Annotated in this window: 11 protein-coding genes; 1 reads left to right on the top strand and 10 read right to left on the bottom strand. The window is 44.4% G+C overall.

Annotation, left to right across the window (positions count from 1 at the left end):
- Window positions 1-431: 431 nt before the first annotated feature.
- The 10 genes from tdh to ACT3TU_RS04000 form a co-directional block, all read right to left on the bottom strand.
- Window positions 432-1457: an L-threonine 3-dehydrogenase gene (gene tdh / locus ACT3TU_RS04045; protein WP_192524104.1), complete on the bottom strand. Its 1026-nt coding sequence runs from the start codon at window positions 1455-1457 to the stop codon at window positions 432-434.
- A gap of 84 nt (window positions 1458-1541) precedes the next feature.
- Window positions 1542-2732 carry a glycine C-acetyltransferase gene (kbl, locus tag ACT3TU_RS04040; RefSeq protein WP_192524105.1) on the bottom strand — a complete coding sequence of 397 codons (1191 nt, stop codon included), beginning with the start codon at window positions 2730-2732 and terminating at the stop codon, window positions 1542-1544.
- A gap of 392 nt (window positions 2733-3124) precedes the next feature.
- Window positions 3125-3346 (bottom strand): hypothetical protein, encoded by a 222-nt coding sequence (locus ACT3TU_RS04035; protein ID WP_444784061.1) that lies wholly within the window; start codon window positions 3344-3346, stop codon window positions 3125-3127.
- Window positions 3347-3369: 23 nt separating this feature from the next.
- Window positions 3370-4116, bottom strand: a complete 747-nt coding sequence (locus ACT3TU_RS04030) for a type 1 glutamine amidotransferase (protein WP_444784060.1) — start codon at window positions 4114-4116, stop codon at window positions 3370-3372.
- Window positions 4117-4173: 57 nt separating this feature from the next.
- Window positions 4174-5061: an N-acetylmuramoyl-L-alanine amidase gene (locus tag ACT3TU_RS04025; RefSeq protein ID WP_444784059.1), complete on the bottom strand. Its 888-nt coding sequence runs from the start codon at window positions 5059-5061 to the stop codon at window positions 4174-4176.
- Window positions 5062-5158: 97 nt separating this feature from the next.
- Window positions 5159-5953 (bottom strand): MOSC domain-containing protein, encoded by a 795-nt coding sequence (locus ACT3TU_RS04020; RefSeq protein WP_444784058.1) that lies wholly within the window; start codon window positions 5951-5953, stop codon window positions 5159-5161.
- 271 nt (window positions 5954-6224) lie between these two features.
- Window positions 6225-6626: a ribosome silencing factor gene (rsfS, locus tag ACT3TU_RS04015; RefSeq protein WP_192524111.1), complete on the bottom strand. Its 402-nt coding sequence runs from the start codon at window positions 6624-6626 to the stop codon at window positions 6225-6227.
- A gap of 141 nt (window positions 6627-6767) precedes the next feature.
- Complete coding sequence (locus ACT3TU_RS04010) at window positions 6768-7664, bottom strand: nicotinate-nicotinamide nucleotide adenylyltransferase (RefSeq protein ID WP_444784057.1); 897 nt, start codon at window positions 7662-7664, stop codon at window positions 6768-6770.
- A 281-nt stretch (window positions 7665-7945) separates the two neighbouring features.
- Window positions 7946-10093: a phosphate acetyltransferase gene (gene pta / locus ACT3TU_RS04005; RefSeq protein WP_444784056.1), complete on the bottom strand. Its 2148-nt coding sequence runs from the start codon at window positions 10091-10093 to the stop codon at window positions 7946-7948.
- A 178-nt stretch (window positions 10094-10271) separates the two neighbouring features.
- The gene (locus ACT3TU_RS04000) at window positions 10272-11504 is read right to left on the bottom strand and encodes an acetate/propionate family kinase (RefSeq protein WP_192524114.1); all 1233 of its coding nucleotides are present in this window, start codon (window positions 11502-11504) and stop codon (window positions 10272-10274) included.
- 612 nt (window positions 11505-12116) lie between these two features.
- On the opposite strand from ACT3TU_RS04000, the gene ACT3TU_RS03995 reads away from it, so the two are divergent.
- On the top strand, window positions 12117-12440 hold the full coding sequence (locus ACT3TU_RS03995; protein ID WP_444784055.1) for an LptM family lipoprotein: 324 nt from the start codon (window positions 12117-12119) through the stop codon (window positions 12438-12440).
- The last annotated feature ends 58 nt before the right edge of the window (window positions 12441-12498 follow it).

Below are 12498 nucleotides of genomic sequence, written 5' to 3'. Positions count from 1 at the left end.
TCATCATTATGATTTTTTTTGGTAATTAAGTAACCATGACCAAATCCAAACAATCCTACAGCGAAAAATGCAATAACAAGTGTTTTCTTATTTATTAGAGCTTTGTACGCTGCCATAATTTTAAAGTTGGGTTTTAGCATACTATTTGCACACAGCTATTTTTTAACATTTTTCTGAGCCTCAGCAATCAACTCATGAATCTTGGCACTTTCTTTTAACACACAAACGTCATATGCAGAGAGCGGCTCAGGTTCCTGCTCCTTTGCCTGTGCTTGCTTGGCTTTTTGTTCTAGATATTTTTGCAGATCATCTTGGTCAGAGTTATTAATCGTTTCTCTTTCTTACTTTTTAATATCCACAAAAAACGGCACTGAAATCAGCGCCGTTTTATAAGTCATGATAATTTAAAAGCTAACTAAGAGTCACCAAAATCAATCCCAGCTTAAAATCACTTTACCACATTGCCCACTTTCCATGATATCAAAGCCTTCTTGAAAGTCATCAATGTGCAGGCGATGGGTAATGATGGGCGACAAATCAATACCGCTAATCAGCATTTGCTCCATCTGATACCACGTCTCCCACATCTCACGTCCATAAATACCCTTCAGGGTTAATGCCTTAAAAATAATCTTGCTCCAATCTACCGTGGTGGTGTTAGGTAAAATGCCCAAGAGAGCGATTTTAGAGCCGTTATACATGTTACTAATCATCGAATCAAAAGCTTGAGGTGAGCCAGACATTTCAAGCCCAACATCAAAGCCGTGCATGTTTAACGTATCGATAGCGCCTTCGATGGTTTCACCTTTGGCTGGGTTTACGGTCATAGTCGCGCCCATTTTTTTGGCAAGCTCTAAGCGATAATCGCTGATATCACTCGCCACAATATTACGTGCCCCTGCGAAGCGGCAAATCGCCGTTGCCATTGAACCAATCAGCCCCGCACCGGTAATCAGCACATCCTCACCAAGTACAGGAAATGATAAGGCGGTATGAGTGGCATTGCCAAAGGGATCCATAATGGCTGCCATGTCATCACTGATACGCTCATCGAGTTTTATGGCATTATCGGCAGGTATCACCAAATATTCGGCAAACGCGCCATCGCGGTCAACGCCCACGCCTATAGTGTTTTCGCACACATGTAGCTTACCACGGCGGCAGTTACGACAATGCCCGCAAGCGATATGTCCTTCGCCTGTGACTCGGTCGCCCACTTCAAAATGCTGCACACCATCGCCCACTTCACTAATGATACCGACGTATTCATGTCCGATAATCATTGGCGTTTTTATGGTTTTTTGTGACCACTCATCCCACTTATAAATATGCAAATCTGTACCACAAATGGCGGTTTTTTTAATTTTTATTTTAACGTCATTGATGCCAACTGTAGGTTCTGGCATGTCTTGCATCCAGATGCCTTTCTTGTCATGGGCTTTAACCAGTGCTTTCATACTTTTCTCTTATTTAGCTGTGTTGCATTTTATTGTTGAATCTAGATAAATACTGAACTGCTCTTAGGGTGTGTTAAACACGTTCTAATCAATCACCTTCATTTGCTTGGCGACTTTGATGAAGGCGGCGATACACTGGTCTAGCTGCTCGCGAGTATGGGCGGCAGAGAGCTGGACACGGATGCGAGCCTCGTCTTTAGGTACGACAGGATAGAAGAAGCCAATCACATAAATGCCCTCGCAAAGCAGCGCATCTGCCATTTGCTGAGAGACAGTTGCGTCATAAAGCATAACCGCACAAATTGCCGATTCGGTGGGCTTGATATCGAAGCCCGCATCTTGCATTTGCTTAACGAAATAGGCGGTATTTGCATGCAATTGGTCTTGTAAGGTATTGTCTTGCGCTAGCATCTCAAACGCTTTTACCCCAGCTGCAGCCACCATGGGAGGAATGGAGTTTGAAAACAGATACGGGCGTGAGCGTTGACGCAACATCTCAATTATTTCCTTTTTACCCGTCGTAAAGCCGCCGATAGCACCGCCAAATGCCTTGCCTAAGGTACCAGTGATAAGCTCAATATCACCACGTAGATTAAACAATTCAGTCACGCCGCCACCAGTGCGACCGACGACGCCTGCTGAATGCGACTCGTCAATCATCACCATGGCATCATATTTTTGTGCCAACGCATAAATCTCATCCATTGGCGCCACATTACCATCCATTGAAAACACACCATCGGTGACAATTAAACGAAAACGCTGTGCTTGCGCCGCTTGTAATTGAGTCTCTAAATCTTGCATATCCGCATTGGCATAGCGGAAACGTACGGCTTTACACAGGCGCACACCATCAATGATTGAGGCATGATTTAACGAATCAGAAATAATGGCATCCTCGCCGGTCAGTAGTGGCTCAAATGCACCGCCATTGGCATCGAAACAGGCCGCATAAAGAATCGTATCTTCGGTATTAAAAAACTTAGAAATCGCCGCCTCTAATTGCTTATGCAAATCTTGCGTACCACAAATAAAACGCACCGATGACATGCCATAACCTGAGTCTTCAATGGCTTGAATAGCCGCCTTTTTAATCTCAGGGTGGTCAGACAATCCAAGGTAATTATTGGCACAGAAGTTAAGCACCTCACGGCCATCGGCGATCTTTATTAGCGCATCTTGCGGGGAAGTTATAATGCGCTCGGTTTTATACAATCCTGCCGCGCGTATATCGCTGATTTCTTGCTGTAGATGCTTCTGAAAAGCTTGATACATAAAGATTCCTTTTTTAATATTATGGGAGTCTGCTTTGATAATGCAGATATTAGGGCCGATGATAAGACCAAATTATCAAAGCCGCGCATCACCCTAGCTTTCAGTAAAACTGACGATATTAGAAACCAGCGATATGGTGCGAGCAGTGATACTACCTATAACCCCGTAAGCGGTAATTTTATCATTAGCCCATCTCAATAAGTAGCCTAAATAGCTAAGGGGCTGTATAGAATTCAGCTAAGGAACTGACAGAGACTATTTTGTTGAAACTATATATGTTGTTTGATTATAGTATTGGCCTCAAGGCTGCCTATTCCTGTCTCATCAAGCAAAAGACATCAACTTGCGCATCTTCATAATGCCAATGATATAAGGTATTGACGGATAGATGGCTATTCATCCTTCGAACTCTCTAAAGTCTCGCCTTGCGCTTCAGCGATCAACTCATGAATCTTAGCGCTTTCTTTTAATACACAAGCGTCATACGCAGAGAGGGGCTCAGATTTCTGTTCTTTTTCTTGCTCTTTTTCTTGCTCTTTTTCTTGCTCTTGTTTGGCTTTTTCTTCTAGATATTTTTGCAGCTCATCTTGTTCGTTATATTGTGAGTGACCCATGGTTTATTCTCCTGATTATTTAATTATCCGCTATTCGCTATCCGATTTAGTATAGCGGCTAATCTTGCGTTATTCTCTTCGATATATTTATCACTCAGCGCGATGATCTCAGCCGCTGATTGCACGGTTTTGGGATATTCTTTAAGCCCACTTTGGATAGCGTCATTGCCATTTGCGACCATTTTAACGAGACTGTCTTTGGTCACTTCAAAATGACACTGCCAGCCTACAACCCAAGTGCCAAGCTGTTTATGCAGGGGTGTTTGATAGATAAAGCCTTGATTCGCCCAAGCCTCTGACGTTGCGATAATACTCGCGCCTTCTGGACAGTCAAAACCATCACCATGAAAGTGAAACACGGTAAAATCTTGCTTAGGTAAATCCTGTAATAAAGGATGCGCCTGTCCTTCGGGCGTCAAACGAATGGGCAACCAACCGATTTCCTTTACGCCAGACGGCTGGACACTAGCGCCCAAACAATGCGCGAGCAGTTGCGCTCCTAAGCAGATACCGATTACCGTTTTTCCAGTATCAATAGCTTGTCTAATCAAATGCTTTTCAGCGCTTAACCAAGGATGTTTTTCCTCATCGTGGACGCTCATCGGTCCACCCATCACGATGAGCCAATCAAAGCTGTCTTGCGCTGGCAAGGAGTCGTTATCGTAAGATCGACTAACGCTCATCCTATGATGGTGGTTATTTGCCCAGTGTTTGATGAAACTCAGGTCTTCGTAATCGGTATGGAATAGGGCGTGGATGCGTAGTGTCATTTTATACCTTTCATTAAAGAGCCTTATATTAGGCCATGTCCTCAATAAGACATGAGCTTAATAAAAATCATCACGATCCGCATACTTATTGTTTAGTGCCTTTAAAATCGCATAAGTCTCTAAATCCATCTCGCCAGTTGACTGCTGTGGTCTAAAGTGTAATTGAAAGGCATAAATCACATCACGACTGGCTTTATCCCACTCATCGCTGTCGTTAATTTGATAACCGTAGTCGCGAAAGGCTTGTTTGATCTCGGGTATCGTTGCCGCTGCAAACTCGTTTTTATTCATAAAGAACTGTTTATCAAATTCATCATACCAAGCGCCAATACCGTAATCGACATATAATCGCTGCCAAGGGAACTTTGCACCGGGGTCGATTTTGCGCGTAGGCGCTAGATCAGCATGACCAATGATATTTTTTGGTGAGATGTCATATCTCTTTGCTAGGTCTTGTACCAGTTGCCCGACTTTTTTAATCTGCAATTCATCAAATTCGACATAGTGCTCGTAAGGATGGTAGTCGAGTTTGTCGTTTTTTAAGGCGTTGCGATATTCGTGCTTAATACCAGCATTGACGATTTCTATACCGATAGAGGTATCGTTGAGTATCGTTCTGCCTGCAAAGCCGCCATTACCAGCATGCCAAGCGCGCTCAGACTCAGGTACCAAGTTATAAATCTTGTCATCGTTGCTGTCTAAAACCAGATAGTGGGCGCTGACTTGACCGGTGGTCAATGTTTTTATAGATCTGGCATTATTGCTTACCGTATAATGCAGGACGATGGTTTTAATACGCTCGCTCTTGCCAGTGGCTTGATAGGTTTCGCTATCTATGATGTATTTTTCAGGAGTGGCTACTTGAGAGGTCGTCGTAGCACATCCAGTGAGTAGCGAGGCTATAAACAATGTCGAAAATGCTAAAGCAGTAATATTTTTTGCCATGAAATGCTCTATGTGAATAAAGGCGTGCTGATAAGATCACCTTATTTTAAGTTTGTATTGCTATTAAATGATTATGAGGTTCTTTAAGGCTTTGTTTTCAATCCTTCTCAATCTTCTTCGCCAAAACCACCTTCCAACTCTTCTCCAAACACCCAATCGCAAGCCAAGGCTCAATCACTTCTGCGTCAAATTTTTCTTTTGAGTTTGACAGCTGCCATAGCTTATCTACTGTTGCGAACGGATAAGGTCGCTCAATCAAATAAACCGGCAAATCAGCGCTAATAATGCCCGCGCGTTCTACCTCAAAGTACCAGCCAGCGATACCTTGTTTGGTCACCCACGAGGCTATATTGGGTACTTTGCTAAACTGTCCGATTTGGTCATTGATTTTATAGCAAGGACGGCGCGGCTGAACAATGCGTAATTGCACGCTGTCGCTATTATTATCAGTGCCATTTTTTTCATCTTTTCCATACTGCCCGCCATACTGAAAAACGTCTCCGATACAGACAGTCGTCTCGTCCATCTCTGGAAAACCGTTCACCGCTTCGGTGGTTAGGTTTTCGCCCAATGTGCCGATACGTACTTTTAAAGCAAATTCTGCGTTAATTTTTTCATAAGTCGCAACTGGCAATTGATGCACCGCTTTTAATGGGCCACCATGATGACGTCGATCGGCTTGTTCATCGGTGGTCAAGCCCATAAAATCGACAGCGACAGGTGCTTTGATGGGCGCTTTATCGATAGCGCTCATTTGCTCACGGGCGAACGGCATGGCTTTGCCAGCACGGACACAGATTAGGTTAGCGATATGTAGCGGCAGCGCTTGGTTGAAGTTAGCCTTGGTGGTCTGAGTGGATCGGGTAGAGGTTTTTACTGTTTCTATGCTCATTGAATGTCCTAAGAAAATATTCTTGAATCATGGCAACTATCTTAGCGTAATCGTTGGCGGCTTTCAGCTTATTTAAAACGTGCAGTAGGTTCAACTTAGGGACGATATAGAAGATTCATTTTAAAACCGATGCAGCAACACCTGATTATTGACGTATCGATTTGATTTTGAACTGGTCACGCCTATGACTATTTATCAACGCTCAGGCATAAAAAAAGGCCAGATAATTCTAGCCTTTTTTATTTATACAACATATAGCAGCAAAGTGATTTTAGTTACGACGACCCGCTTTTTTCTCACGTGGTACAGCGACCAGCTCAGCCAATTGATCAGGCGATGACCATAGACCTTCTAGGTCGTAGAACTCACGTGCTTGCGGGGTCATCATATGCACGACGACAGCGCCCAAATCGATCAGCGTCCAGTCAGAGTCGACACCGCCTTCACGGCCAAGTGGCATGAAGCCCGCTTGCTTAGCTTCAGCGCCGACACTGTCAGCCATTGCCCGTACATGGCGTTTTGACGTACCGTCAGCGATGACGATGCGCTCCATTACGTCGGTCAAATCTTCGACGTCGATGACGGTGATGTTTTTCGCTTTCATATTGTCTAGCGCGCTTTCAACGAGGGTCAAACACTCTTTTAAGCGGTCGTCGGTCATGGTGTTGGTCATAGATCTTAATCTCTTGAATCGTAAATATTAAAAATAAAGGGGTAAATTATCAACTTGCTTGAGTTGGTGTTGTCCAACTGAGTATAGGTAGCCAGACGTTTTTAGAGTTGGCATGGGCAAAATGATAAAGATAAGGTGATTTTAACGGAATTGAGCAGCAGAATATAGCTGATGGGCGATAATATATTGATAAACAGCAGGATTTAGCCATTTAGTTGCTGGATTGGCTTTGGGATGGCTCATAATATCATTTATTGGCACAGCAGAGGCAATTTGCGTTTGGGTGGCGTGTTTTATATCTAATGACATAGACGCTTGCTGTAACTGCTGCCGTATTTGTGTACTCGATACCGCGGCGATAGCGCGCGAGTCTATATAAATATGGCCTTGATATCTATTTTTTAAAACACTGCTATCCGCTGAGCTTTGAGTATTTGGCGTTAAAAGCTTGGCTATCGAGTCGACGACGAAAGGGTGTAGCGATGTGGGAAGTTGAGACTGCAATTGTAATTGAGACTGTAATTGAGTCGGCATATTATTTTTAAAGACGTTTTTATTAATATTAACGGGGTCGTTACGATTAAAAACCCATAAGTTGACGTAATCTGTCAGTGTTAAACCGTCTTTCCATTTTTCCAAACTGCGCGCACTGTCCATTCCCATCATAAATATCAAACTGTCTTGTGGGTGGTGCGCGCGCAATGTTGTCACACTATCGATGGTATAGACAGGCGGCGTTTGCCATAGCTCAAGCTCATTAACTTCTAGCGGTGTATTTTGGGTCGCCAGTTTTAACATAGCCAATCGATGCTCAGGATTGGTGCTATGTTGTTTAAATGGCGAGCGCGCATTGGGCAATAATGAGACGTGTAGCGCACGCTGTTGTTGCTTAGCTATCGGCAATAAACATTCATAAACGTACAACGCCATTTGCAAATGACCATCATGCACTGGGTCAAATGAGCCACCTAAGTAAGCACGAATGGCAGGTTTGGACTTTTGACTTTGGCTTGATTGCTTATTAGACGTATTTAACATAAATGAATGAGTAGTAAGGAAATAATAAGAAAAGGGAGGTTTTTATTTTACTGTCAAAACACTAGGGTACAGCTGGTATCAGTTTTTTGCCGCCTCTGTCTGCGCAGGCACAGCAAGCAAGAAAAAGTTATACCAGCTGTAGACGATGTATCAATATTACTTTATTACTTTTCACTGAATATATTCAGCATTGACTATATCATCTTTAACAGCTAATAAAAAACCGACTATCATAATGACAGTCGGTTATATATGAAAACGCTTAATAAATTTTAACGCAATTAAATCGCATCGCTATAAGCTTGGATGGCGGTGAGAGCGATGGTATAGACAATATCATCGACCAGTGCACCACGTGACAAGTCGTTTACTGGTTTGTTCAAGCCTTGCAACATCGGACCGACACTAATGACATTGGCACTGCGTTGAACTGCTTTATAAGTGGTGTTACCCGTATTGAGGTCTGGGAAGATAAAGACGTTGGCTTGTCCGGCAACCGGTGAGTCAGGCGCTTTTTGCTTGCCGACGCTCATCACAGAGGCCGCATCATACTGTAGTGGACCATCGACTTTTAGATCTGGCGCACGTTCGCGTACGATTTGGGTCGCACGAGTGACTTTTTCGACATCTGCGCCCGTTCCGGATGAGCCAGTAGAGTAGCTAATCATCGCGACTTTTGGATCAATACCGAAGGCGGCAGCAGACTGTGCTGATTGAATAGCAATCTCTGCCAGCTCTTCTGCATTCGGATCAGGGTTGATGGCACAGTCACCGTAGACCACCACTTGCTCAGGCAACAGCATAAAGAATACTGACGACACGAGCGAGTACTGCGGTGCGGTTTTAATCAACTGAAATGCTGGACGGACGGTGTTGGCCGTAGTATGAATCGCCCCAGAGACTAAGCCGTCGACTTCGTCCATTTGGAGCATGGTAGTGCCTAGATAAACGGTATCTTTTAGGTACTCAGCAGCGACATCTGGGCCAGTCTTGCCGTTGCGGCGTTCCACGACGGCAGCGATATATTTGCTCATATCGAGGCTATCAGGATCGATAATCTCTAACCCTTCGGGCAATACCAAGTCGCGGTTTTTGGCCACTTGTTCGACTTCACTACGCTTAGCAATTAACACACAATTGGCAATACCACGGCTTTGACAGATACAAGCCGCCTCTACCGTGCGCGGCTCACAGCCTTCTGGTAGGACGATACGTTTTTTAGCATTTTGTGCTTTTTTGACTACCTGATGGCGGAACGCTGATGGTGACAAACGCGTCTCATAATCTTGGCTGAAATACTCTTTAATCCAGTCAAGATTTAGATGTGCGGCAACATAACGAGCCACTTCTTCGGCGCGCTCGGTATCATCACTTGGAATCTCAGCGCTCATATGGACAAGGCTTTGTACCGTCTCATAACTGTCGCTTTCGACACTCATCACCGGGATGCCTGTTTTGAGCGCAGAATGCCATAGCTCAGCGACGGTGTCACTTGGCTCGACGCCACCTGTTAATACCAGACCTGCTAGTGGGATGCCGTTGATACAGGCCAAGCCAGCCGCCAATAGCAAATCATCACGATCACCAGGTACCACGACAAGGGTGCCGCGCTTAAAGACTTCATCAATACGGGCAACGGAGCGTGCGGTTAAGCTAATACGGCTGATACGGCGTGATTTTGCCTCACCGACATTGAGCCATTTGGCATCAAGCTCAGCGGCGATATCCCAGGTGCGAGGCACAGAGAGTGAGTCACTAAAAGGTACCACGCCGATTAAACGAAAGGCTTCTGTGTCAAAATGAGGTGATAAACGCTGGACTTCTTGCATGAAATTGTCATCTAAACTGACGACGGCTTCACCAGGAGCGACAGGTTGGGTCTCAAAAGTGTTTGGTACATTTTGCACACGCATCAAAATCACACCAAGCGTGCGCTCATGGGCGATACCGCCAAACTCACGAGCGTGGACATCGAGCTTATCGGCCAGATAAGCGGGTTTGCTGGTATCAGCGGTACTGACAAATATAATTTTGGCATCAAGCGCGTGAGCAATGGCGCGGTTGATTTGTGAGGCATAAGAGGTCTCGGTGGTCGGTACCAGCCCCTCACAGATGACCACGTCATGGTCGTCACCGATGGTATTATAATTGACGACCACTTCTTCGAGCAGATCATCGAGATTGCCATCACCAATCATGCGCTCAACACGCTGACGGTTGATAGACTTAGGCGGGGTTAGGCCAAAAGCATGCATGGTTAAGGCGCTTGAGCTGTCTAAGCTGTTTTGCTTATCGAGCGTATCGTCCTGCAAAAATGGCTTCATAAAGCCTGCTTTTATACCGTTGTAATCAAAAGCACGGATCAGTCCAAGTGCTGCTGAAGTCACACCGATACCGCGGCTGATGGGAACGAGTAAAATGGTTTGCATAAAGTATCCTACGGTTTATTATATTTTTAAAGCTCAATTCATCCGTGCTGAAATGAGCAAAACGTCGCGCTTCTTGTCTCATTTCTAAAAGACAGTATTTCTAAAAGACAGTACTTCTAAAAAAAGGTCTCTAAAAGACAGTATTTCTATAAGAAGCGCTGAGCAAAAATAATCGAGATTAATCTAAGTTTAAAGCCTGACGAGTTTCTTGAGCGATGCGGCATTCTTCATCGGTTGGCACCACCCACAGCTCGATGTTACTATCGTCTGAATGGAAGCTGCCTTCACTACCACCGACCAAGCTGGCGTTCTTATCAGTATCTACTTTGATACCAAAATGCGGCATCATCTCTAAGATACGTGTACGCGTGGTGACAGAATTTTCACCGATACCACCAGTAAAGACGATACCAGTAAAGGTAGGTAGAGCGCAGCTTAGACTGGCAAGATATTTAGCGACGCGGTAGCAGAACATTTCGATAGCAAGTTTGGCGTCTTGATGACCTTCATCAGCCGCTTGCTCGATAGTGCGTAGATCATTGGATAGGCCTGAGATACCAAGCAGACCACTTTCTTTATTGAGTATCGTATCGATATCTTCTAAGCTCATACCAAGCTGACGCTTTAGATGTATGTGTAAGCTTGGGTCGACATCGCCACTACGTGTCCCCATCATTAGGCCCTCAAGTGGCGTCAGTCCCATACTGGTATCAAGACTTTTGCCATCATAAACGGCCGTCGCTGAGCAACCATTACCTAGATGAGCTGTGAGCCAACCATGTGGCGCTTTAGACTCAGTAATTTCGCTTGCACGTTCTGAGACGTAGGCATGAGAGGTACCATGGAAACCATAACGGCGGATTTTATGCTCTTCGTACATAGCTTTTGGTAGCGGATAGCGGAAGGCAACAGGCGGCATGGTTTGATGGAAAGCTGTATCGAAGACGACCACTTGTGGGATTTCAGGATAAATGGCTTGTACCGCTTCGATGCCCAAAGCATTAGCAGGATTGTGTAGCGGTGCTAATACTTTTAAGCGTTTAACTTCTGCTAAGACATGGTCGTCAACACGAACCGCCTCAGAGTACTCACGGCCACCATGCACCACGCGATGCCCCACTGCGATAAAGTGGTACTGCTCTAATAGTTCAAGAATTTTTTTCAAGGCAAGTTCATGGCGGCCACCAGTAATGGCAATTTCTAACTTGTCGCCATTGAGGGTAGTATGTTTGATACGGGCCGTATCGAGTCCTAAGTTTTCGGCTAGGCCAGTGATACGAGTAGTGTCGTCGTCGCTAATCAGCGCGTATTTGATAGAAGAGGAACCGCAGTTAAGGACTAGGGTAGGGTTGGTCAAGGTTGATGCTTCGGTGTTTTTATCATCAAAAGTGGTGGTTAGGCTGGCGCTCATACTCTATCCTTAGATTATATTTTATAAATGGTGACTCATCCTAGATGAACACCGGTAAATACACAAAAACCAGCCATATCCATGCTGACAAACGCCAAACAAGTACATTGCTGATCTCGGTTACTCTTGGTCTGGAACTATTTGTCACGGTCTATCAGTAACACTATCAGTATCGATGAGTCGCACGCTAGCGCCTCATTACAGCCACAAGACCTGAGTATAATGTAACATATTTTGGTGGCTATACCACGATAACTATAAGGTTTAAAAATTAGGGCTTCGGATGGCTCAATACAACTGTACACCGAGCTTAGCCAGTATTTATCAGAGGCCACAACTGAAAACAAATACTAATAAAAATTGTAAGTAAATTTTTCTAAATAAGCATAAAGTCGCTTTCATTAGCTGAGTGCTGAATGGAGAGTGCTGTTATTAATATAGTCAATTCAAGTTAAAAGACACAGCACTGCTGGGACAGTTTTTCCTCACTTGCTGTGTGCAATGCGCTCTAGTATGTGCACAGCTTTATCAAATAATGCTATGATTAAAAGTGGTCTTATTTACCCCATTTATCATTTATAAACCGTCGCAAGATTACAGGTTATACTTTTTATGTTTACTATAAGCCGTACCGAAAAATTTACAGGCGCTAACTCAGTTGTTAGCGTCAGCCGTCATGTCATTTATCATTTAATACTCGGTACTACTGTGGTCATAGGGTCGGCCGCATTAATGGGCTGCGGGCAAAAAGGTGGTTTATATCTTGTCGACTCTAGCAGTCAAACGGTTGAGAGCAATACGCCCGCGCTCGACAGTACCAGCAACCCACAAGATGCAGCCTTCGCCGGTATTGACGATAACGATTATCAAAAAGAGCGCTACCTAGAGCAAAAGCAAGTGCTACCTGAGCCTAGTAACGATCCCAATGATTATTGATTGGCATTAAAATAAATCTGTCACAGAGTTTTTAGGGTTGGTCCTAAATTTTATGTTT

Source organism: Psychrobacter sp. AOP3-A1-26 (assembly GCF_052378235.1).
Lineage (GTDB): Bacteria > Pseudomonadota > Gammaproteobacteria > Pseudomonadales > Moraxellaceae > Psychrobacter.
Note: the sequence above shows the minus strand (reverse complement) of the source record. Positions and strands in the feature narration are given on the sequence as shown.

Coding starts and splice junctions, on each gene's coding strand:
- tdh (WP_192524104.1), bottom strand. CDS start 1,457: ATGAAAGCACTGGTTAAAGCCCATGACAAGAAAGGCATCTGGATGCAA.
- kbl (WP_192524105.1), bottom strand. CDS start 2,732: ATGTATCAAGCTTTTCAGAAGCATCTACAGCAAGAAATCAGCGATATA.
- ACT3TU_RS04020 (WP_444784058.1), bottom strand. CDS start 5,953: ATGAGCATAGAAACAGTAAAAACCTCTACCCGATCCACTCAGACCACC.
- ACT3TU_RS04030 (WP_444784060.1), bottom strand. CDS start 4,116: ATGACACTACGCATCCACGCCCTATTCCATACCGATTACGAAGACCTG.
- ACT3TU_RS04010 (WP_444784057.1), bottom strand. CDS start 7,664: ATGTTAAATACGTCTAATAAGCAATCAAGCCAAAGTCAAAAGTCCAAA.
- ACT3TU_RS03995 (WP_444784055.1), top strand. CDS start 12,117: ATGTTTACTATAAGCCGTACCGAAAAATTTACAGGCGCTAACTCAGTT.
- rsfS (WP_192524111.1), bottom strand. CDS start 6,626: ATGACCAACACCATGACCGACGACCGCTTAAAAGAGTGTTTGACCCTC.
- ACT3TU_RS04035 (WP_444784061.1), bottom strand. CDS start 3,346: ATGGGTCACTCACAATATAACGAACAAGATGAGCTGCAAAAATATCTA.
- ACT3TU_RS04000 (WP_192524114.1), bottom strand. CDS start 11,504: ATGAGCGCCAGCCTAACCACCACTTTTGATGATAAAAACACCGAAGCA.
- pta (WP_444784056.1), bottom strand. CDS start 10,093: ATGCAAACCATTTTACTCGTTCCCATCAGCCGCGGTATCGGTGTGACT.
- ACT3TU_RS04025 (WP_444784059.1), bottom strand. CDS start 5,061: ATGGCAAAAAATATTACTGCTTTAGCATTTTCGACATTGTTTATAGCC.